Origin of the sequence: uncultured Mailhella sp., assembly GCF_963931295.1 — a bacterium.
Classification (GTDB): domain Bacteria; phylum Desulfobacterota; class Desulfovibrionia; order Desulfovibrionales; family Desulfovibrionaceae; genus Mailhella.
Genome location: NZ_OZ007001.1, coordinates 1,235,120 through 1,256,562, shown reverse-complemented (window position 1 = coordinate 1,256,562; position 21,443 = coordinate 1,235,120). Strand labels below are relative to the sequence as shown.

Annotated in this window: 22 protein-coding genes and 1 riboswitch; of the genes, 8 read left to right on the top strand and 14 right to left on the bottom strand. The window is 61.3% G+C overall.

Going from position 1 to position 21,443, the window contains the following annotated elements; genetic code table 11:
• Positions 1-45: 45 nt before the first annotated feature.
• From thrS to pheT, 6 genes are all read left to right on the top strand, one after another.
• Positions 46-1,992 (top strand): threonine--tRNA ligase, encoded by a 1,947-nt coding sequence (gene thrS, locus ABGT79_RS05125; protein WP_346665288.1) that lies wholly within the window; start codon positions 46-48, stop codon positions 1,990-1,992.
• A 1-nt stretch (position 1,993) separates the two neighbouring features.
• On the top strand, positions 1,994-2,530 hold the full coding sequence (gene infC, locus ABGT79_RS05120) for a translation initiation factor IF-3 (RefSeq protein WP_294483894.1): 537 nt from the start codon (positions 1,994-1,996) through the stop codon (positions 2,528-2,530).
• A gap of 245 nt (positions 2,531-2,775) precedes the next feature.
• A complete protein-coding gene (gene rpmI, locus ABGT79_RS05115; RefSeq protein WP_077071977.1) occupies positions 2,776-2,973 on the top strand; it encodes a 50S ribosomal protein L35 in 198 nt (65 codons plus the stop codon).
• 107 nt (positions 2,974-3,080) lie between these two features.
• Entirely contained in the window at positions 3,081-3,434 is a 354-nt protein-coding gene (gene rplT / locus ABGT79_RS05110; protein WP_294445933.1) for a 50S ribosomal protein L20, read from the top strand.
• Positions 3,435-3,597: 163 nt separating this feature from the next.
• Positions 3,598-4,638 carry a phenylalanine--tRNA ligase subunit alpha gene (gene pheS / locus ABGT79_RS05105; protein WP_294483891.1) on the top strand — a complete coding sequence of 347 codons (1,041 nt, stop codon included), beginning with the start codon at positions 3,598-3,600 and terminating at the stop codon, positions 4,636-4,638.
• A gap of 173 nt (positions 4,639-4,811) precedes the next feature.
• Positions 4,812-7,229 (top strand): phenylalanine--tRNA ligase subunit beta, encoded by a 2,418-nt coding sequence (gene pheT / locus ABGT79_RS05100; RefSeq protein WP_346665287.1) that lies wholly within the window; start codon positions 4,812-4,814, stop codon positions 7,227-7,229.
• Here the strand turns inward: pheT and ABGT79_RS05095 are convergent.
• Positions 7,226-7,639, bottom strand: coding sequence for a hypothetical protein (locus ABGT79_RS05095; RefSeq protein ID WP_346665286.1), 414 nt, complete (start codon positions 7,637-7,639; stop codon positions 7,226-7,228). The genes pheT and ABGT79_RS05095 overlap by 4 nt on opposite strands.
• On the opposite strand from ABGT79_RS05095, the gene ABGT79_RS05090 reads away from it, so the two are divergent.
• Both ABGT79_RS05090 and ABGT79_RS05085 read left to right on the top strand, forming a co-directional pair.
• The gene (locus ABGT79_RS05090; protein ID WP_346665285.1) at positions 7,638-9,074 is read left to right on the top strand and encodes an outer membrane homotrimeric porin; all 1,437 of its coding nucleotides are present in this window, start codon (positions 7,638-7,640) and stop codon (positions 9,072-9,074) included. The genes ABGT79_RS05095 and ABGT79_RS05090 overlap by 2 nt on opposite strands.
• Before the next feature lie 507 nt (positions 9,075-9,581).
• Positions 9,582-10,292 (top strand): response regulator transcription factor, encoded by a 711-nt coding sequence (locus ABGT79_RS05085; protein WP_346665284.1) that lies wholly within the window; start codon positions 9,582-9,584, stop codon positions 10,290-10,292.
• 127 nt (positions 10,293-10,419) lie between these two features.
• On the opposite strand, the gene ABGT79_RS05080 is transcribed toward ABGT79_RS05085, so the two are convergent.
• The 13 genes from ABGT79_RS05080 to ABGT79_RS05020 form a co-directional block, all read right to left on the bottom strand.
• Positions 10,420-11,967 carry an ATP-binding protein gene (locus ABGT79_RS05080; RefSeq protein WP_346665283.1) on the bottom strand — a complete coding sequence of 516 codons (1,548 nt, stop codon included), beginning with the start codon at positions 11,965-11,967 and terminating at the stop codon, positions 10,420-10,422.
• Positions 11,964-12,626 (bottom strand): response regulator, encoded by a 663-nt coding sequence (locus ABGT79_RS05075; protein WP_346665282.1) that lies wholly within the window; start codon positions 12,624-12,626, stop codon positions 11,964-11,966. Before ABGT79_RS05075 ends, ABGT79_RS05080 begins: the two co-directional genes overlap by 4 nt.
• A gap of 53 nt (positions 12,627-12,679) precedes the next feature.
• A complete protein-coding gene (locus ABGT79_RS05070; protein WP_294483880.1) occupies positions 12,680-13,117 on the bottom strand; it encodes a NirD/YgiW/YdeI family stress tolerance protein in 438 nt (145 codons plus the stop codon).
• A 401-nt stretch (positions 13,118-13,518) separates the two neighbouring features.
• The gene (locus ABGT79_RS05065; protein WP_346665281.1) at positions 13,519-14,262 is read right to left on the bottom strand and encodes a Rossmann-like domain-containing protein; all 744 of its coding nucleotides are present in this window, start codon (positions 14,260-14,262) and stop codon (positions 13,519-13,521) included.
• Positions 14,259-14,975, bottom strand: coding sequence for an ATP-binding cassette domain-containing protein (locus ABGT79_RS05060; RefSeq protein WP_346665280.1), 717 nt, complete (start codon positions 14,973-14,975; stop codon positions 14,259-14,261). The genes ABGT79_RS05065 and ABGT79_RS05060 overlap by 4 nt, the downstream gene beginning before the upstream one ends.
• Positions 14,972-15,781 carry an ABC transporter permease gene (locus tag ABGT79_RS05055; protein ID WP_346665279.1) on the bottom strand — a complete coding sequence of 270 codons (810 nt, stop codon included), beginning with the start codon at positions 15,779-15,781 and terminating at the stop codon, positions 14,972-14,974. Before ABGT79_RS05055 ends, ABGT79_RS05060 begins: the two co-directional genes overlap by 4 nt.
• 87 nt (positions 15,782-15,868) lie before the next feature.
• Positions 15,869-16,606, bottom strand: a complete 738-nt coding sequence (locus tag ABGT79_RS05050; protein WP_346665278.1) for a substrate-binding domain-containing protein — start codon at positions 16,604-16,606, stop codon at positions 15,869-15,871.
• 88 nt (positions 16,607-16,694) lie between these two features.
• Positions 16,695-16,836, bottom strand: a riboswitch (molybdenum cofactor riboswitch).
• A gap of 117 nt (positions 16,837-16,953) precedes the next feature.
• Positions 16,954-17,553, bottom strand: coding sequence for a phosphonate metabolism protein/1,5-bisphosphokinase (PRPP-forming) PhnN (gene phnN / locus ABGT79_RS05045; protein WP_346665277.1), 600 nt, complete (start codon positions 17,551-17,553; stop codon positions 16,954-16,956).
• Positions 17,554-17,683: 130 nt separating this feature from the next.
• Positions 17,684-18,229 carry a permease gene (locus ABGT79_RS05040; RefSeq protein WP_346665276.1) on the bottom strand — a complete coding sequence of 182 codons (546 nt, stop codon included), beginning with the start codon at positions 18,227-18,229 and terminating at the stop codon, positions 17,684-17,686.
• On the bottom strand, positions 18,226-18,702 hold the full coding sequence (locus ABGT79_RS05035; protein WP_346665275.1) for a permease: 477 nt from the start codon (positions 18,700-18,702) through the stop codon (positions 18,226-18,228). The genes ABGT79_RS05040 and ABGT79_RS05035 overlap by 4 nt, the downstream gene beginning before the upstream one ends.
• 1 nt (position 18,703) lies before the next feature.
• Entirely contained in the window at positions 18,704-19,096 is a 393-nt protein-coding gene (locus ABGT79_RS05030) for a metalloregulator ArsR/SmtB family transcription factor (protein ID WP_346665274.1), read from the bottom strand.
• 196 nt (positions 19,097-19,292) lie between these two features.
• Positions 19,293-19,988: a P-II family nitrogen regulator gene (locus ABGT79_RS05025; RefSeq protein ID WP_346665273.1), complete on the bottom strand. Its 696-nt coding sequence runs from the start codon at positions 19,986-19,988 to the stop codon at positions 19,293-19,295.
• Positions 19,985-21,388 carry a DUF1538 domain-containing protein gene (locus ABGT79_RS05020; RefSeq protein WP_346665272.1) on the bottom strand — a complete coding sequence of 468 codons (1,404 nt, stop codon included), beginning with the start codon at positions 21,386-21,388 and terminating at the stop codon, positions 19,985-19,987. Before ABGT79_RS05020 ends, ABGT79_RS05025 begins: the two co-directional genes overlap by 4 nt.
• Between the last annotated feature and the right edge of the window lie 55 nt (positions 21,389-21,443).

The following is a 21,443-nucleotide window of genomic DNA, read 5'->3' as shown; positions in this document are numbered from 1 at the left end:
CCCTTTTCTTTTTTGTTTTATCAACTGTGATTTTTGGAGTTTCCCATGCAGATATCCGTAGAAGGAAAGTTGGTTGAGGCCGCCGACGGCGCATCCTGCGCCGAGGTGCTGAAGCAGGCTCTTTCCGGCAAACGGTTCAAGGCCGCTCTTGCCTGCCGCGTGAAGACCGCAGACAAGGAAACGCTGCTCGATCTTTCTGCTGCAATGCCCGCCGATGCGCTGGAAGCCGCCCCCGTGACGGCTGAGGACCCCGAAGGGCTTCAGCTGCTGCGTCATTCCACTTCCCACGTCATGGCCGCCGCCGTGAAGAGACTGTTCCCCGACGTGAAGGTCACCATCGGCCCGTCCATCGACTCCGGCTTTTATTACGACTTCGACACTCCGCGTCCCTTCTCCCACGACGACCTTGAAGCCATTGAAAAGGAAATGCGCGCCATCATCGCCGAGAACGTTCCCTTCGAGCGCTCCGTGATGAAGAAGGACGACGCCGTTGCCCTGTTCCGCGACAAGGGCGAGAACTACAAGGTGGAGATCATCAAGGGCATCGATGCCGACACCGTGTCCCTGTACCGCTGCGGAGACTTCCTTGATCTCTGCCGCGGACCGCACATTCCCGGCACGGGCGCGGTCAAGGCCTTCAAGCTGCTTTCCGTGGCCGGCGCCTACTGGCGCGGCGACGAAAAGAATCCCATGCTTTCCCGCATTTACGGCACGGCCTTTGCGGATGAAAAGGCCCTCAAGGAATATCTGAACGCCCTTGAGGAAGCCAAGAGACGCGATCATCGCCGCCTCGGCAAGGAACTCGGCCTGTTCTCCTTCCATGAAGACGTGGCCCCGGGCATGTCCTTCTGGCTGCCCAAGGGCATGATGCTCCGCACCATTCTCGAAGACTTCCTCGTGCGCGAACATCTCAAGCGCGGCTACGAGCTCGTGCGCGGCCCGCAGATTCTGCGCCGCGAACTGTGGGAGCGTTCCGGTCACTACGATCACTACCGTGAAAACATGTACTTCACGGAAATCGAAGGCGACGTCCACGGCGTGAAGCCCATGAACTGCGTGGGCCACATGCTCATGTACGGCGAAACCCTGCACAGCTATCGCGATCTGCCCGTGCGCATGTTCGAGCTCGGCGTGGTGCATCGTCATGAAAAGTCCGGCACGCTGCACGGTCTGCTGCGCGTGCGCCAGTTCACCCAGGACGACGCCCACATCATCTGCACCACCGATCAGCTGGAAGACGAAATCATCAACGTCATGCATCTTTCCGCCGACCTGATGGATCTCTTCGGCTTCAAGTACCGCATCTTCATTTCCACCCGTCCCGAGGACAGCATCGGCTCCGACGCGGACTGGGAAAACGCCACGAACGCGCTCATCAAGGCCGTGGAGAAGGAAGGCAAGCCCTACCAGATCAACGAAGGCGACGGCGCGTTCTACGGCCCCAAGATAGATATCAAGGTCACCGACGCCATCGGCCGCGAATGGCAGCTTTCCACCATTCAGGTGGACTTCACCCTGCCTGAGCGCTTCGATCTCGTGTACGTCGGACAGGACGGCGAACGTCATCGTCCCGTCATGGTGCACCGCGCCATTCTGGGTTCGCTGGAACGCTTCATCGGCGTTCTCACCGAACATTACGCCGGCGCCTTCCCTGCCTGGCTTGCTCCCGTGCAGGCCCGCATCGTCAACGTGACCGACGCCCAGATGGATTATGTCAAGGAAATGAAGGCCAGCCTCGTTGCGGCCGGTATCCGCGTGGAAACCGACCTGCGCAACGAAAAGCTGGGCTTCAAGATTCGCGAAGCCCAGATGGCCAAGATTCCCTACGTCCTCGTGGTGGGCGACAAGGAAGTGGCCGACAGAGGCTTCAGCGTCCGCCTGCGTTCCGGCGAGAACATCGGCTTCCGCTCCGTGGAGGACGTGATCGCCATGATCAAGGCGGACAGTGAGGAACCGTTCAAACGTGGAGGTATGAGCTATAGCTTCGCCTAACATGAGACCTCGCCGCGACGTGCCTCAGGACGGCGTGCGCCGCAACGAGCAGATTCGTGCCCGTGAAGTACGGGTGATTGGTCCGGAAGGTGAACAGGTCGGCATTCTTCCCTGTTCCGATGCTATCGCCATGGCCCATGAGGCCGGCTACGACCTCGTGGAAGTGGCCGCCAACGCGGAACCGCCCGTGTGCCGCATCATGGACTTCGGCAAGTTCAAGTACGAACAGCAGCAGAAGAAGAAGGAAGCCAAACGCAACCAGACCGTAGTGCAGATCAAGGAAATCAAGGTTCGTCCCAAGACCGACGATCATGACTACGAAACCAAGCTGCGCCACATTCGCCGCTTCCTCGGAGACGGGGATCGCTGCAAGGTGACCGTGTTCTTCCGCGGACGCGAAATCGTGCACAAGGACCGCGGCGAATCCATTCTGACCAAGATCATCGCCGACACCGCCGATGTGGGCAAGGTCGAACAGGCTCCCAGCGCCGAAGGCCGCACCCTTCAGATGCTGCTCATTCCTCTTCCCAAGAAGTAGTTCATACCCGGCGCGGCGGACGTTTGGTTCCGTCGCGCCGGAGGAATTTTCGCGGGAAACCGCGATGAACGGAAGATGCTTCCGTTCCCGGAAGGAACCGGCAGAGCGCGCGGAGCGTTGTCGTTCGCGCTTCGGGCCCCATTTTTTACTTGCGGATTATGCGAAAATGTTGCATAGTCGGTTCTTTCTGATGCCCAAATCGCGCGCGTTGTATTCGGCGCGTCGCGAATACTAAGGAGTTGGTTATGCCCAAGATCAAGACCAGCCGTTCCGCCGCCAAGCGTTTCAGCACCACCGGCAGCGGCAAGTTCCGCCGTCGTCGTCAGAACCTGCGCCACATCCTCACCAAGAAGGATGCCAAGCGTCGTGCCCGTCTGGGCAAGGGTGCTCTCGTGGACAGCGCGAACCTGAAGGCCGTCAAGCGCCTCATGCCCTACGCCTAAGTCCTGCCCGTGCAGGTCGCGTAGATTTTCAAATTTCGCCGCCTCTTGCGGCTCAACTCCCGCTGGCCTGATCTCCGCCTCGCGGGACTGAATGTGGAGGATTTTCCATGCGTGTAAAGAGAGGTCTTGCTGCCCATCGTCGGCACAAGAAATATCTGGATATGGCCAAGGGCTTCCGCGGCGGCCGCAGCCGTCTGTATCGCATCGCCCGCGAAGCCGTCGAACGTTCTCTGAACTATGCCTTTGAAGGCCGCAAGCTCCGCAAGCGCGCCTTCCGCCGCCTGTGGATCCAGCGCATCAACGCCGGCGCCCGCATCAACGGCCTGTCCTATTCCCGCCTGGTCAACGGCCTGAAGCTCGCCGGCGTGGAAATCAACCGCAAGATGCTGGCCGACCTCGCCGTGCGCGAAAAGGCCGACTTCGCCGCCATCGTCGAACTGGCCAAGTCCAAGCTGGCGTAAGTTCCCATTTCGGAACAGCCCGCGGCCCTTGCGGCCCGAGGCACCAGATGAAGCTTTTTGGGGAGTTTTTCCCCGCAGGGGGTGCAGGGCCTTGGCTCTGCACCCCTTTTTCATATCTTTCCTTCAGGCGCGCCCAGAGCGCAGCCTGCCACAAGGCCTTGCCATGGATTTCCTTGAACAATTGAACGGACTGGTCGGCAAGCTCGATGAACGCTTGAACCGCATCTCGTCTGAAGCGGAACTGGAAGCGGCCCGCGTGGACTTTCTCGGCCGCAAGGGGCAGCTTGCCGAACTCATGTCGCACATGCGCGAGCTCTCTCCCGAACAGCGCCCGGCCTTCGGTCAGGCCGCCAACGCGGTGAAGCAGCGCCTCGTGGAACTCTTTGAAGCCCGCCTCGCCCGTCAGGAACAGGAACGGGAGGCCGCCTTCCTCGCCGGATTCGATCCCAGCCTGCCGGGCCGCACCCTGTGGAACGGCTCCCTGCATCCCATCACGCTGGCCATGCAGGAAGTGTGCTCCGTGTTCCAGCACATGGGCTACGAAATTGCCGGCGGCCCCGAGGTGGAGACCGACTTCAACTGCTTTGAAGCCCTCAACATGCCGCCGGAACATCCCGCCCGCGACATGCAGGACACCCTCTACATCACCGACAAGGTGCTGCTGCGCACCCACACCTCCTGCGTGCAGGTGCGCACCATGATGAACCGCAAGCCTCCGCTTGCCGTCATCGGACCAGGCAAGGTGTACCGCCGCGACTCCGACGTGACCCACACCCCCATGTTCCATCAGATAGAGGGCCTGCTCGTGGACAAGCACGTAACCATGGCCGATCTTCGCGGCACGCTCACGGCCTTCGTGCGCGCCGTGTTCGGCGAAAAGACCCGCGTGCGCTTCCGTCCCAGCTTCTTCCCCTTCACCGAGCCCAGCGTGGAAGTCGATATGTCCTGCACCCAGTGCGGCGGTCACGGCCATGTGAACGGTCAGCCCTGCCGCGTGTGCAAGGGCTCCGGCTGGCTTGAAATTCTCGGCAGCGGCATGGTCGATCCGGCGGTGTTCGCCTCCGTCGGCTACAATCCCGACGAGGTTTCCGGCTTCGCCTTCGGCCTCGGCGTGGAACGCATCGCCATGCTGAAGTACGGTCTTACCGATCTGCGCATGAACTTTGAAAACGACGTGCGCTTCCTCCATCAGTTCCCTGCGTAGAGGAAGGAATATGCGGTCGGGAAGGACTTTTTGTTCCTTCCCTGCTCCCGTCTTCCGCGCATGCTCCGGGCGCTGTCTGCCGCAGGCCGCGGAAGAGGGCCGGAAACGCCGCCTTTGCGGGCGATGCATCCGGAACGACCAGAATGGTTTCATCCTCTGAGGAGAAAAAACATATGCTGCTGAGTTTCAATTGGCTGAAGGAATTTGTTCCGTATACCGGAACGGCTGAAGAGCTGGGCGAAATGCTCACCATGCTCGGCCTCGAACTGGAAGAAGTGGTGCATCCCTACGCGGAAATCGAAGGCGTGGTGACCGGCCGCGTGCTCACCTGCGAAGCGCATCCCGATTCCGATCACCTGCATGTCTGCACCGTGGACGTGGGCGTGGAAGAGCCCCTCAACATCGTGTGCGGCGCGCCCAACGTGGCGGCCGGTCAGCTCGTGGTCGTGGCTCCCGTGGGTTCGACGCTTCCCGGCGGCCTGGTCATGAAGAAGGCCAAGCTGCGCGGCGTGCCCTCGTTCGGCATGATCTGCTCCGAACGCGAGCTCGGTCTTGCCGACGATCATTCCGGCATTCTCGTGCTGCCCGAAGAAAACAGATCCGGCCGCAAGGTCATGCCCGGCGAAAAGTTCGTGGACGCCTACGAGCTGGACAAGGAAGTGCTCGACATCAGCATTACGCCTAACCGTGCCGACTGCCTTTCCGTGTACGGCTTCGCCCGTCTTGTGGGCGCGTACCTGCACCTGCCCGTGACCATGCCTTCCTTCCATCTGGAAGAGAAGGGCGAGGACATGAGCCATGCCGTGCCGGTCGAGGTGAAGGACGGCGGTCTCTGCCCCTCCTACATGGGCCGCATCATCAAGGGCGCGAAGGTCAAGCCCTCTCCGGCCTGGATGCGCTATCGCCTGCACGGCGTCGGCGTTCGCGCCATCTCCAACCTTGTGGACGTGACCAACTACATTCTCATGGAACTGGGCCAGCCCCTGCACGCCTTTGACCACAACAAGCTGGCGGGCGGCCGCATCATCGTGCGCCCGGCCGTGGACGGCGAAAAGCTCACCACCCTCGACGGGCAGGAGCGTCTGCTCAAGGCCGGCGACGGCCTCATCTGCGACGCCGAAAAGCCGGTGGCGCTTGCCGGCGTCATGGGCGGCCTGGAAACCGAAATCACCGACGAGAGCGAGAGCGTGTTCCTGGAATGCGCGGTGTTCCGTCCGAGCTCCATCCGCGTGACGGCCCGTCGCCTCGGCCTGACCAGCGAGGCTTCCTACCGCTACGAACGCGGCGTGGATCCCACCAACATGTCGTTTGCGCTGGACCGCGCGGCCGCGCTCATGGCCGAACTTTCCGGAGCCGAAGTGTGTCGCGGCGTGTGCGAATGCACGCCGAATCCCTGGCAGGCTCCGGTGGTGCGTTTCCGCCGCAGCCGCGCCGAAGATCTGCTCGGCGTGGAACTTACCGACGATTTCTGCGCGCAGACGCTGGAGAGCCTCGGCTGCACCGTGGACCGCAGCGCGGGCGACGAGTGGAGCGTGAAGACTCCCGGCTGGCGCTACGACCTCACCCGCGAAGCCGATCTCATTGAGGAAGTGGCCATCTTCAAGGGCGTGGACAACCTCGGCGAAACGCTGCCCTCCATTCCGCAGACCCTTTCCTCCTTCGGCGCGCCGGAAAGCCGTCATGCCTTCATGATGCGCGTGAAGAACTGGGCCGCAGGCCTCGGCCTCAACGAAGCCGTGAACTACAGCTTCGTGGGCAACAAGGATCTCGACTTCCTCGGTCTGCCCGCCGAAGGCCGCGTGAACATCATGAACCCGCTCACCGCCGAGCAGGACGTGCTGCGCACCGAACTTGCTCCCGGTCTGTTCCAGAACGTGCGTCACAACATCGCGCAGGGCGCGGCGGGCGTCCGCCTCTTTGAAGTGGCGGAAGCCTTCACCCTGGATCCGTCCAGCGACACCACGGTGAAGGAAGTGCGTCACCTTGCCATGGTGCTCTACGGCTCCCGCTACGACGAAGCCTGGGCCCACAAGGACGAGGATCTGGACTACGTGGATCTGAAGGGTATTGTGGAAAAGCTTTTCGGCTTCCTGCATCTGCCCGTGCCCGTGTTTGCCATGCAGGAATCGCATCCCTACCTTGCCCCCGCCGTGCAGATGACCATGCCCGACGGCACGGTGGTCGGCGTGATCGGCCGCCTCAAGCCCGCGCTGGCCGACGCCTATCTGGCCCGCAAGGCCGTGTGGTACGCCGATCTCGACATGGATTACCTGCGTGAGGCCTCGCAGGGCGCAAAAACCGTGTTCCAGCCGCTGCCGGTGTATCCGGCCGTGCGCCGCGACATCACGTTCATTGCGCCCCGCGCCATGCATGTGGACGCCGTGCTCTCCGCCGTTCGCGGCGCGAAGACGAATCTCATGGAGAGCGTGGAGCTTCTGGACGTGTACGAACCCAAGGAAGGCGCTGATCGTCACATCACCTGCCGCCTGACCTTCCGCAAGGCCGACCGTACGCTTCAGGACGGCGAAGTGGACAAGGAACGCGAAAAGATTGCGTCGTTCGTGGTGAAGAGCCTCGGCGTGCGCGTCTAGCGCAAGCTTTTTCGATGCTTTGGGGCCGCTCCTTCGGGGGCGGCCTTTTTCGTCGGCGTTGCCGCCCGGAAAAGAGTTCGGGCGTGAGCGGCGGCCGCTTCACGAAAGGCGTCTGAGCTGCCTGAGAGACGCTTGCAGGCGTCGCGGTGCCTGAACGCGGCTTCCGGCCGTCGGCGTGAGGGCGGAGAAACGAAGAGACGGCGCAGAAGGCTTTGGCCGCAGTCATGGAAATTATGCTGTAAAAATTTTTTTATTTCAATGAAAGCAAGGAGTTGTCGTGATTTATTCCTGAATTGTTCATGATTTATTAACAAATTCTTATCATCGCCTGTTGCAGGGTCGTTCCATGGAAAAAGAGGGATTTTCCATACTTGCGTCAACCACTTTTTTTTCAGAGGAATGACTATCATGAAAAAGCTGACTACGCTTCTTCTGGCCGCCGGCATGGTTTTTGCTGCGACCGCTCCGGCTTCCGCCGTCGATATGAAGATGGACGGTGAATATCTCTTCAACTTTGCTCTCGGCGAACGCGTCGCCACCGGCGACAACTTCGACAACGCCGGTCAGCGTCTGCGTCTCGGCATGACCCTTACCGCCAGCGAAGACCTCTCCGGTTACTTCCAGGTTCAGGTCGGCACCAGCCCGAACAGCACCGGTATCTACGACTGGGGCGCGGATACTTCCGGCAACAGCACCAGAATCGGCATGCGTCAGGCTTATGTGGACTGGATGATTCCCCAGACCGACGTCAAGGTGCGCATGGGCCGTCAGCTCATCGGTCTGCCTGAAGACGCCTTCGGCAAGAACGCCATCATGCATCCCGGCTGGCAGGGCCGCGACGGCGTAGTCGTGACCTCTCCCGTGGCCGACTGGCTTGATCTGACCGCCTTCTGGGTGCGCGGCGCCTACGCTCCCGCCAAGGGCGCCGGCGGCGTGGATTACGACACCGACAAATCTCAGAAGTCCGACTTCTTCTCCTTGGCTGCGGCCTTCAAGTTCGACGGCTTCTCCTTCACGCCCTATGTGATGTACGCCGCTCTCGACAAGGGCGCGAACATCGGCGCTTCCACCGACGCCAACTATGCCGGCGCCGGCGGCCCCAACGACGAACTCGGCGTGCTCTCCTCCGACGGCAACGCCTTCTGGGCTGGCGCTTCCGCCATGCTGACCTATTTTGATCCCTTCGTGCTGAAGCTCTCCGGCGCTTACGGCTTCATCAACTACGAAGGCGACGGCCTGTTCAGCTACACCGACAAGACCACCGGCAAGGCAGACTCCTTCGGCACCGAATCTCTGAAGGATCGCGAAGGCTGGTACGTTCAGGGCAAGGCTTCCTACAAGACCGCCTACGGCACGCCCATTGTGGGCGCCTGGTACGGTTCCGGCGACGATCGTAACGTGCAGTACGCCCGTCAGGACTGGATTCCCACCTTCAACGGCCGCTTCCATCCCACCATCGGCTACAGCTCCGGCGAATTCGCGCTGTACGACACCACCACCCGTCACAACATAGCGGGCACCTGGGGCGTGCAGGTCGGCGTGGAAGACGTTTCCTTCATGGAAAACCTGAACCACAAGTTCACCGTGACCATGTTCAAGGGTACCAACAAAGACAACGTCTGGGCCAGTGAACTCTCTCCCTGGGAATACATGACCACCTCCGACACCGTGGTTGAATTCAACCTGGCCAATACCTACAAGATCTACAAGAACCTGACCGCCTGCCTCGAACTCGCCTACATGATCACCGATTACGATCGCGCTGATCACAGCGAATGGGCCGAAGGCAAGAAGATCGGCAAGGACGGCTGGAGCACCGCTCTCAGCTTTGCCTACAAGTTCTAATCCGACGCGGACGTAGTCCGCCCGGATGGAGTATGGTGCGGGAGGGAATGTGTATTCCCTCCCGTTTTTTCTACTCGATGCCGGTGCGATGTCGCGACTCCGGGCGAAGCGGCTTTTTCTCTCTGAGGCGGCGAGCGGCGGATGAACGCCCCACCGGGCGCGGAGCCTGTTTTTCTCCGCGTGGAGAACGTGCCGGCGGCTATTTGCATCGCGCAGGCGGGGTAATATCGCCGGAATCCATGTGCGACATCTGTTGAAGCTCTTTGCAAGTCACGCTGTTTTTTTTATGACTGTTCCAAAATTGCGGACAAGAAACATGCCTTTTCAGGATTGTTGCCTGTGTCGACTTCGGAAATCTTGACGAATATCAGACCATAGCCTAATATTTCAGCCACAGACCTGCCTTGAGTACGAATTGTCAGCAGCGTGTTCCTGCATAGACCGGTCAGTTTTTTTTCGGCAGCCTCCTCCTTTTTTTCATATCATAGCCGATCAGGGAGCTGCTCCATGCTGTACAGCCTAAAAAAACAGCTTTCCGTCCCCGACCTTCATCTGCTTGTCGGCGTTTCCGATGCGTCGATAATGAAGAATATTTTCGCGTACCTGGAGCCTATGGGCTATCAGCTCGACAGCGCCGCGGACAGCGACGAGGTGCGCAACTGCCTGAAAACCTTCTCGTACGACGCGCTCATTCTCGACGCGCGCTTCAGCGATCAGAACGGCATTCCCCTGTACACCTGTCTGCGGCTGGAAAACGTGAGCTGTCCCATCATTCTGCTCGCGCCGGAGAATACGCTGGAAAACCTGCCCATGTATCTGAACAGCGGGGCCGACGACATCGTGACCAGTCCGCTGCATCTGCTGGAACTGGAAGCGCGGGTGCTGGCGTCCATACGTCTGGCCAAGGCGCATTTTTCCTCGATGAAGCTGAGCTGGGCGGGCATTGAGCTGGATTCGCAGGCGCACACCGTCACCTGCGACGGCAGAAGTCTGCACCTGCCGCCCATGGCCTTCACCCTGCTGGCCCGGCTGATGAAGGCCGCTCCCAACGTGGTGACGCGCAGCGAGCTTCAAAGCGCGCTCTACGGCGACACGCCGCCCAACAGCGACGCGCTGCGCACCTACATTCATATTTTGCGGAGCAATCTGGAGCTTCGGAACAAACCGATTCTGAAAACGGTTCCTCGGGTCGGATTCCGCCTGATGCCCATGCCGTAACGGCGCAGATCTTCGTTGACGCCACCGGCGCGAGTTCCCTGTTTCGGGAAATCACGCCGGTGTTTTTTATTTTCGTGCAGGCCGACGACCGTTTTTTGCTGCCCGGCAGGCGCAACCGCAGGGCGGGCTACCAGCGCAGTTCGGCCTTGAAGGAGCAGGGAGAAAAGCCGACGGCGTCTTTTTCCATGCTGATGTTCAGCCGGAAACCGTGGATGGACGCAATGCGCCGCACAATGGAGATGCCGAGGCCGCTGCCGGATTTTTCCTGTCCGGGCGGGCGGAAAAAGCGTTCGCCGAGCCTCGCCACGTATTCTTCCGGCAGAGAGGCGCAGTCGTTCTGCACGGTGAGGCGGTCGTGTTCCAGCGTCACGCGGATGAGGCCGCCGCTCGGCGTGTAGGCGGCGGCGTTTTCCAGAAGATTGCGCAGAAGCATGGAGAGCAGGGCGGCGTTGCCCTGAACTCCGGCGTTGAGCGAGGAGAGCTGCGATTCGAGCCGCAGATTTGAGGATTCGAGCCGCGATCGGTAGGACGGCAGATAGTCCGCCAGAAGTTCGCTCCAGACCACGTGGGAGAGCGCAAGGTCTCTCGGCGAGGGACTGGAGCCGGGCATGTGCGAGGCTTCGAGCCGGGAGAGGGCGAGAAGCTGATCGATGAGGCGGGAGCAGCGGTCTATGCCCTGACGCAGGAAGGAGAGCGCCTCCATTCTTGTTTCGGCCGCCATGCCGGGCTGGGCCGCCACCTGCGCCTGAATGCGGAGTCCGGCGAGGGGCGTGCGCAGTTCGTGCGCGGCGTCGGAAATGAAGGAGCGCTCCCTTGTCAGCATGTCCTTGGTGCGGGCGAAAAAGCCGTTCAGCGATTCCGCCATGGGCAGGGCTTCGGAGGGCATGCGGCTCAGATCAAGCGCCGAGGTGTCTTCCGGATCGCGGGAACGCAGCGCCGCGGCCATGCTGCGCAGGGGTGCAAGCTCCCTCGTGAGCAGAACGAAGAGCCCGGCCAGAAGCACGGGCAGAAGAATCAGCCACGGCAGAATCTGACCTTCCAGCATTTCGAGCGCCATGTCGCTGCGGTATTCCTCTTCCTGTCCCACGGCGATGACGTGGCGCCCGTCGCTGGAATCCATCCACAGAATGCGCCAGATATCGTCGTCATGGATCAGCGGTTCGTTGACGAAGCCCCGGCGCGAGCCTTCAAACGGGAAACGTCGGCCTTTCTGACCGTCGGAGAGAAGGCGTTCGCCTTCAGGAGAGAAAATGGCGAAGGCGATGGCTTCGTCTTCAAGCTTGCCGATGCCCTTTTTCTTGACTCCCGGCAGCATGTCGCCGATGTGGGGCAGCTCGTCCGGCGCGCGCGTGAAATCGGCCACGGCCAGCGTTCGCGCCACGAGCATCTGCTGGGAGTCGAAAAATTCATTGATGTAGCTGCGGCACGTATGCCAGCTGAACAGGGCGGCGGCCAGCCACGCCGTGAGCATGAACAGCGAAAAGAACAGGCTCAGCCGCAGTCGCAGGCTCTTGCGGCTGACGGGCAGGGAAAGAATGCGGTTCCAGAGTCTGTCGGTCAGCCGGAGGCCGCGAACAAAAAAGTCGGAAGCTTTTTGTCCCGTCGCCGAAGCGATGCGGCGGCAGAAACTTCCGACCTTGCCGAAACGCGTTTCCACATGTTCAGGAGGTGTCATGAGGCGTCTCCCAGGGTGTAGCCCACGGAATGCACGGTTTTGATGAAGCCCGACCCCAGCTTGCGGCGCAGGCGGTGCACCAGCACTTCCACGGAATTGCTGCTGACTTCCTCGCCCCAGGGATAGAGTTTTTCTTCAATGGCGCTGCGGGAAAGCACGCTGTGCTTGTTGAGCAGGAGCAGCTCCACGAGCATGACTTCCTTCTGCCCCAGGGCCACGGGCTGTCCGTTCAGCGAAACCGTGCGCGTGAGCGGATCGAAGCTGACCGCGCCGTGGACAAGCTGCGGCGAGGAAACGCCGTGCCTGCGACGCACGAGAGCGCGCAGTCTGGCGGCCACCTCGTCCAGATCAAAGGGCTTGCCGAGATAGTCGTCCGCGCCGAGATTGAGTCCTTCCACGCGCTGACTGATGGCGTCCCGCGCGGTGAGCACGAGCACCGGCACGTCCTGTCCCGACGCTCGCCACGTTTTCAGAATGTCGAGTCCGTCCATGCCGGGGAGCCCGAGATCGAGAATGACGGCGTCGTATTCCGCCGAGGCAAGAGCCTTCATGCCGAGCTGTCCTTCCTTGAACCAGTCCACGGCAAAGCCCATGGCGGGCAGGCCCATTTTGAGTCCGTTGCCTATGAGAATGTCATCCTCGATGAGAAGAACGCGCATGGTGCTCCTTGGGTTTCCGGCGCGCTCCTTTGGCGGAGCGCGCCGCGTGACTGTTACTTCTTCACGATGCTCTTGACGTCGATTTCCAGCTCACGCCAGTCCTTTTCCACTTCGCCGGAGATTTCCACGAGGTCGTTGGGACCCACGTTCTGGCCTCTCCAGCGCTTGTGATCGATTTCCACGTTGATGGTGCCGGTCTGGTCTTCAAACACGTAGCGTTCGTCGCCGAGGTGACGGATGATGTGGCCTCTGAGCGTGACGGGGGTGTCGTCGCGCATGTCCTTGGCCTGCTTCACGGTGCTGAGGGCGGGGCCGGGGCCGGTGTAGCCTCCTCCCTGCATGTAGCCTCCGTCGGGACCCTTGGCAAGAGCGCCGGAAACGCCGAGGGTGAGGCTGAGGGCAAGGGCCGCGGCGAGAGCCAGAGGAAGACGGGACTTGCGGGAAGAATCGGAAGAACGACGGTCGTTCAGGAGAGCGGGATGCATGGTCATAAGAAAGCCTCCGTAGAGTATATGTTTTGATTTTTCGTTGTTGCCTTTTCCACTTGAGGACAGTAAAGCATCGGAAACTTACACGCTCCTTACATCGGAAAAATTTTTTGCGGATTCTGAAAAATTTTCCGATGTTTCCTACCGGGAATGCGGAGGTTCGCGGCGGAAGGGGCGTTCAGGGGGAAAAGGCGTCGCATGCCTCCTGCGCACGGGGGGAAGCGCGGCCTCTTTTCACGGGGCTTGAGCGTCCATGAAAAGGCCGGAGCCTGACTTTTCAGACGCAAAAAAGAGCCGGACTCATCAGATCCCGGCTCTTTCAGGATAGGACGTCAGGCGTGAGGGCGCAAGCGCTTCGCGCCCTTGTTCCGACGGCGCGTTCGGAGCGGCAGGCGGAGAAGGCGTCAGGAGGATTTCGGGCAGAAGCGGGGAAGATGAAGAATGCGGGCCGCGGCAGCCCCGGAAATGCCGAAAAATATGACCGGTCTGCCGATGCCCACAAAGTTGACGAAGGTGCCGTTGCAGAGCGTGCTGCCCGTGCAGAGCACAAGTTCCGACCATTCAAGCACGGCGCTGCGGTAGCCTGTTTCACCGTGTTCAATGGTCACTCCGGACTTTACGTCGCCTACGAAGCGGGGATTCATGTCCAGCACCCGCAGGGGAAATTCCCGGGAGAGGCGGGCCGTGAGGGCGGGCTGATAGCCTATCAGCGTGATGCGCGGCGCTCCGAAGTGTTCACGGATATGCGCGGCGCAGGCTTCGGCGCAGAGTTCGAGATCGTCGTTGCGGCAGTGAACGGTGTGATCGATGTCGCCGGTGTGGCGCATGACGGCGTTCAGCGTGGCCACGAGAAGTCCTCGGCTGTGCGGGTCGTTTTCCGGATCAAGGGCCAGCACGTCGTCCAGCGTGCCGCAGAAGTCCGAGGGCGCGTCTGTGAACGCCTGACCGAGGGCGGAACCGAACTGCGCCTGAAGCATGATTTCCTTGCCTGCAAGAATGGGATAGTCCTTGCGCCTGGTGTTGCCTATGGCTTCTTCCGGGGAAAGACCGCGGCTTTTCAGCATGATGGGGCTTTCATTCAGATGATGAAGCCGGACAATCCGTTCGAGTTCCTGTTTGAGACGACGATAGAGTTCCTGGGCTGTCATGCGTCCTCCAGACCGAGAAAGGTGTTGAGTTCCGTATTGCTGCTGCGGGCGAAGAGATCCTCTGATCGGCGAATGCAGAGCATTCTGCCCTCTGCCATGATGCCTATGCGGGAAGCCAGCATTTGCGCTTCCCGGAAGTCATGGGTCACAAAGAGCACGGCGCAGTCGAATTTCTGTGGAATGCGTGCTGTTTCCCCGTAAAGCCGCTGCTTTGTGGAAGGATCGAGCGAGGAGAACGGTTCGTCGAGCAGCAGCAGTCGGGGCTTGAGCACCAGGGCTCTGGCCAGGGCCACGCGTTGTCGTTCGCCCCCGCTCAGCGTTTGCGGATAGTTTTTCAGCACATGCCCGATGCCGAGCAGTTCGGCTATGGCCCTTGTTTTTTCTTTCTGTTCGGCGCGCGGCGCGCGGCGCACCCGAAGGCCGTAGGCAATGTTTCCTTCCACGGTCATGTGCGGAAAGAGCGCGTAGTCCTGATACACGAAGCCTATGCGGCGTTCGGTGAGAGGAATGCTCTGCACGGGCGTTCCGTAGAGCAGAATGTTGCCGCTTTCCGGTGCATAGAATCCGGCGGCCGATTCGAGAAGCAGGGTTTTTCCCGCGCCTGTGCGGCCGAGGATGGCAAAGATTTCCCGTTCGCCGAGTTCAAAGGATATGTCCTGAATGCGCATGCTGCCCCGGGTGAGGCAGAAGCGGTCGAAAGCAAGCGGAATCATGGTCTGACCGCTCCCTCCATGCGGCTGGCCGCGCGGTGCTGCAGCAGCGTGGAGAGCATGAGCGCCGCGCCGGAAATGCCCAGCAGAATGATGGCCGCGGCCATGGCCATGCCGTTGTCGCCGGTGCTGATGTTGAGGTAGATGCTGGCCGGGAGTGTTTCCGTTTTCATGCGGGTCACGCCCACGAGCATGAGCGTGGCGCCGAACTCTCCTATGGCCCGGGACCACGTGAGAATGGCGGCCATGAGTATGGCATTGCGGCACATGGGCAGGGTGATGGTGCAGAACCGCTGCCAGCGGGAAGCGCCCAGCGTTCCGGCAATGAATTCCAGTCTGCCGTCCAGTTCTTCCAGCGCCGTGCGCATGAGCCGCACGACGAAGGGAATGTTCACCAGCCACTGCGCCATGACTATGCCCGCCGGTTCAAAGATGACGCGGATGCCGAAGTTCTTGAGCAGTCTGCCGGCTTCGGAGGAAAACATCATGAGCAGACAGAGGCCGAGCACGAGATAGGGCAGGGAGAGGGGAAGTTCCAGCACGATGCGGCAGAAGTTGCGCAGCGGCATGCGGCATCGCGCCAGCGCATAGGCGCAGGGAATGCCCACCAGAAAGCAGAGCAGCGTGGACAGCGTGGAGGTGACGAGGCTGAGTCGGATGGAAAAGAGCACTTCCTCGGAACGAAAGGCCGCGGGCAGAAAGGGCAGACCTCCCACGACTATGGTGCAGATGGACGCCGTAAGGAAGAGCACGGTCAGAAAGGCGATGAGAAGGCTTGCGCCGTCAAAGAGGGAAAGCTTCTGTTTCATGGCGCGGACGGAGCCTGCGCGTCGGCGGAGCAACGCGGAAAAGGGAGGAAAAGGCCGTCTGATTCGGGCAGACGGCCTTTGGGAACGTCAGTTCAGCACGACGTAGCCGTATTTTTCCCAGATGGCGTGAGCTTCCCCGGAGTTCAGAAAATCGAGGAACAGCTTTTGTCCTTCGGGATCGTCGGAAACGGAAAGCGAGGCTGCGGGAATGGTTTTTACGTAGGCGTCCATGACCGGGTCGGGCACGATGTCCATGGCCGGAGAAACGTTTTCCTTCCACACGATGACGGCATCGCATTCTCCCACGTTCAGGGCGTTGAAGATGGAAGGCGCCGTCACGCCGCGGCTGACCACGTTCACCTTGCCGGCGAGACCGGCGTCGGCAAGGGCCTTGTCCGCAATTTTGCCTATGGGCGTCGCCTTGGCGTCGCCGAGCACCACGCGAAGATCACTTCTGCCGAGATCCTTCACTCCCCTGATGTTCTTGGGATTGCCCCTGGCTACGGCCAGCACGGGAATGTGCTTGACGAGATCGCGTCTTGCGGAGACGTATTTTTCTATGGGCTTCAGTTCTTCCGCAGCGCCGGCAATGAAGAGGTCGCCTTCCCGGGCGGTGTTGATCTGCGACTGTATCTGACCGGCGTTGGCGTAGGTGACTTCCATGTTCACCTTCGTTTTTTTGGTGAAGGCGGCGGCTATTTCCCCGAAAGGTTTTGTCATGCCTGCCCCGCAATAGACGTGCAGGGCTCTGGCGGCCTGCGCCGCGCAGGGCAGAGAAAGAATGAGGACGGCCGCAACACAGAGGAAGAGGGGAAATCTTTTCATGGGATTCTCCATGCCGCGCAAAGGCGCGATTCCGGTGTTGCTCACATACGAAAACACCAGAACCATGATGCGGAACGTTTCCGGGCATGGAACAAGCGCAGCGTTTTCTTTCCAACCCCGAAGGGCATACGGGAGGCGGCCCCGTTTCCAGAACCACCCTGTGAGCAGAAACTCAGGTCGGAACGGCATGGCAGAGCTGTAGCCGGACCGACTCGAAAACTTATTTTTGAAATAGACAAGGCGTTGTTTTTTGTCAAGCGGGGATGCGGAAATACGGCGCTGCATGTCGCGAAAAGTTGTGAAAACGCGATGATGAGAGCCGAACGGAGAACCGCGCCGGCGTGCGTTCAGGCGGGAGAAGAGCTTTGTCCGCAGTGCCTGTTCTGGCCTGGCAGCGGGAGCTTCGATCGGAGTTCCTGCTCCAGAAGAGCCGCCGCTTCGTGAAGATGACCGGAATTGTCTATGCGTATCCAGGGCAGGGCATCGAGATCGGGCAGGGCGAGCAGCGCTCCGGCGAGACGCTCTTCCAGCGCAGCGCCGGATTCCCGTCCCCGGGCCAGCAGGCGTTCGCGAAGAAGATGCGGCTTTGCGGTCACGAGCACGGGAACCAGATCGGGATAGCGGCGCACGGCCTCGGCAAAGGCCGCGCGGGAGCCGTTGACGAGCAGGGAAACGCCGCGGGCGAGGGCGAGATCCGCATGGACGGAAATGCCGTAGCGGTGGCCGTGACTTGTCCAGTGCAGGGAAAAGCGTCCTGCGGCGGCCAGCTCTTCAAAGCGCTCGCGGGAAACGGCGATGTGCCGCTCGCCTTCGGAGAAGGCGGGGCGGGTGATGTGACGCCTGACCGCGGCCAGCGGAAGCCCGCGGAAACGGCGGAGCATTTCGCGGATAAGGCTGTCCTTGCCCGCGCCGGAGGCTCCCATGACATAGACGAGTCTGCCGCGCATGATGCTCCGCCTGAGATTTGTGCCGCGTGGCGTTTGGGAAGGACGCCGAAAAGAGGCGCGTTTCGGGCCGGACGGCGGACGGCCCGCCCGCACGAGATTGCCGGAAGCATAGAGGAGAGGCGAAGGAGCGTCAATGCCTGCCGGGCTCGGAGGATGGTTCCGCGGGGAGGGGAACGGGATGCCGCCTGGCCTCGCGTTCCAGAATGAGGGCGATGAGGAAGATGCCCACAATGTTGAAGACAAGGCGCATGGCCATGAAGCGGAAGCCGAGCGTGGCGCTTTCAAAGAGAATGAGCGGGATTTTCGTGGTGGACCAGGCCCCGATGAAGATGAACACGTTGCGCATGCTCGCGCCCTTTTTCATCATGACCGCGGCCATGGGAAAGGCGGCGTAGAGGGGGCCCGCCGCGGCGGAGCCGAGAATAAAGGCGAGCAGCATGCCCCGCGCGCCGGAGCCTTCGCCCATGTATTTCATCATGGTTTCTCTGTCCACCCACACGTCCAGAAGGCCGAGCAGCACGAAGATGGGCGGCAGAAAGGAGAGCATTTCAAGCACGTTGTCTCCGGTCAGGGCCAGAGCTTTTTTCCCGACGGCGGGTTCAAGGAAGAGCAGCGCGACGTTGAAGGCGAAAAGCGCCAGAAACATGCGGTAGCGGCGGAGAACGGCGGTAATCACAGCAGCGCCCCCAGCACGACGGAGGAAACGACGGCGTAGAAAAAGGCCAGCGCATTGCGCATCAGGGCCAGACGTTTGCCGAAGAAGGTGCCTTCCAGCGGCAGAGTGACGATGCCCACCATCATGAGCGTGGTGAGGAACATGGCCGTCTGCCCGTAGCCTGCGCCGGAAGAAAGAAGCGAGGCCGCCAGCGGAAAGGCGATGAAGCCCGGAATGAGCGTGACGGAACCGATCAGTGCGGCGATGGCCATGCCGAGAGCTCCGGATTCCGCGCCCAGAAGACGGGTGATGAGCTCTTTGTCGAGCACGGCGAGCATGAGGCCTATGAGCACCAGGATGGCCAGAAACTGGGGCAGAATGTTTTCAAAGGATTTCCAGGCCTTGACGAGCGCCTGACGCGTTTTTTTTCTGTCTTTTCGGAAGGAGAGCGCGAGCAGAATCAAGGTGACGAAGTAGAGGGCTGCGGTGGACATGTCAATGTTCCTCGACGGTTGGCGGAGCCATGGGCAGCGTGCGGAGTTTGCCTGCTCCGTGACAGCGGCGGCGCATGGATTCGTCGCAAAGGGAGGGGCGGGGAGCGGCTTCGTCCGCCTTGTCGGCAGGGAGCGTTGCGGCGAGCGCTTCCAGTTCCCGGGCCAGATCGAGCAGGCGCTGCCGGTTGACGGCGTAGTGCATGAAGCGTCCGCGTCTTGTTCCATCAAGCAGACCCGCGCGGCGCAGAAGGCCGACGTGCTGGGATACGGCGCTTTCGCTGATGTTCAGGCGGGCGGCGAGGGCGGAAACGCAGCAGCTGCCGCTCAGCAGCAGACGAATGAGCCTGCGCCTCGTGTCGTCGGCAAGGGCGCGGTAAAGCAGATCGTTGTCCATGAAAATCGGCGCGTTGTTCGGAAGCGAGGCAGAAGCGCGGCGGCTTCCGAAGTTTTAATTAAGTAATCACTTAAATAAAAGAAACGTCCGGGACTGTCAACGGAGCGCTTTTTATCGGGCCGAGGGGAGCGGTAAAGAAAAATCCCCGCCACGGAAAAGCGACGGGGATCATGTTCGGTGAAAGTCGTCGGCGGGGTCATCGCCGGGACGAGCCCAGCATGTCGAAGGATTCCACGGCCGTGCGGAAGGCGATGCCGGAACCGGGTTCGGCGTCTTTGAATTCCGCCTTGACGCTTTCCATGATGCGGGCGCTTTTGTCCTTCGGCGCAAGGATCATGACGAGTTCCTTTTCCGGCACGATGGTGATGCCGAAGAAGGAGGCGTCGTCCGGACGGGCCGTTCCGCGCGCGTGGATGACCGTGCCGCCCGTGGCGCCGGCGCTTCTGGCCGCGTCCATGACCTGATCGGCGCTGCCGTGGTTGACGATGACGGAGAGAAGTTCGTAGCCGGACTGTTCCGGGCTGTTGTCAGACATGGTGTCCTCCTGAGTCTGGGAAGGCGCGGCGGGCGTGGAATCGTGACGCCGGAAGGCTTCGAGCACGTCGATGGTGAAGAGTATGCCTCTTGTTCTGGAGAGCGCCGGGGCGTTGCGTATGGCGTTCATCACGGGGCGGACCAGCGAGGCGGGCAGCAGGGTGTAGAGCAGTTCCTTTTCCACGTCGTCCAGCCCGAGAATGCGCAGCCATTTGCTCTGGGCCGTGCCGCGTCCCATGAGCACGGTGCCGCCCGGGGCTCCGGCTTTTCTGGCCGCGGCCATGGCGGCGTCGCACTTGTGTTTTTCGATGACGGCAATGAGCAGTTTGCCTGCCTGTTCGTTGAGCTGGGTGGTCATGCGCGGTCTCCCGTCTTGCGGCTGAAAACGATGCCCAGAAGCTGAATGGCGATGAGCGGCGTCATGGCGATCATGGCGATGCATCCGAAGGCGTCCACGGCGGGATTGCCGCCCACGCCCTTGGATACGCCGAGCATGAAGGCGAGAATGAACGTGGAGGCCATGGGGCCGGAAGCCACGCCGCCGGAATCGAAGGCGATGGCCGTGAACATGCGCGGGCAGAAGCGCATGAGCAGCATGGCCGCGGCGTAGCCGGGAATGAGGAAGAACCAGAGACTCGTTCCCGAGATTACCCGGAACATGGCAATGCCCACGGCCAGGGACACGCCGGCGGAAAGGGCCGCAAGCATGAGCATGCGGCGGATGGCGCCGCCGGAAACCTGTTCCACCTGTTCGGTGAGAATCCACACGGCGGGTTCGGCGCACACCACAACGGCCCCGAGCACCAGCGCCACGGGAATGAGCCAGAAGCGGTGTTCCGGCGCGGAGAGCAGCGCGCCGAGCGCGTCGCCTGCGGGCATGAAGCCGCCCTTCACGCCGAGGAAGAACAGAATGACGCCGAAGAACGTATAGACAAGGCCCATGACCATGCGCAGCGTCTGGCGGCGGGAAAGCCTGATGAGAAAGAGCCGGAACAGCAGAAAGAGCACGGCGAGCGGGCCGAGAGCCATGGCCACTTCGTGCGTGACTTCGGGCAGAAGGCGCAGAAAATGGGCTGCGAGTCCGAGCTGGGTTTCCTGTGCGGCTGCGGCCGTTTCCGGCGAGGCGGGGGTGGCGAACAGCCCGAGCATGAGCACGGCGAGAATGGGCCCCACCGAGGCCAGACCCACGAAGCCGAAGCTGTCGTCCCCTGCCCCGCTTCCGCCGCGCACGGCGGCCACGCCCACGCCGAGCGCCATGATGAACGGCACCGTCATGGGGCCCGTGGTGGCTCCGCCTGCGTCGAATCCTATGCCGAGAAAGAGATCGGGCGTGAAGGCGGCGCAGAGAAACACCGCGGCGTAGCAGAGAAACAGCAGCAGCTTGAGAGGAAGCTGAAAGATGATGCGTCCCATGGCCACGGCCACGAAGAATCCCACGCCCGCGGCAATGATGCACACGAGCGCCATGGGAGCGATGACCGGAGCCACGCCCGTGACCTGCGCGGCCAGCACCTGAACGTCGGGTTCGGCCACGGTGATGATGAAGCCCACCACGAAGCCCACGGCCAGCATGAGGGCAAGATTGCGTTTGCCGGTGAGCGTGGAGCCCACCTTCTGGCCCACGGGAAGCACGCCGATGTCCGCGCCCACCAGAAACAGGCCGAGGCCGATGATGAAGAGCACTGCACCCGCGAGAAATCTCGGCAGGGCGTCGCCGAGGGGCGCAACTGTCAGATGAAGAAGGAGAACCAGAATCACGATCGGCACGACCGAGATCACGGCTTCCTTGCATTTCTCGATGAAGAGCATGGGG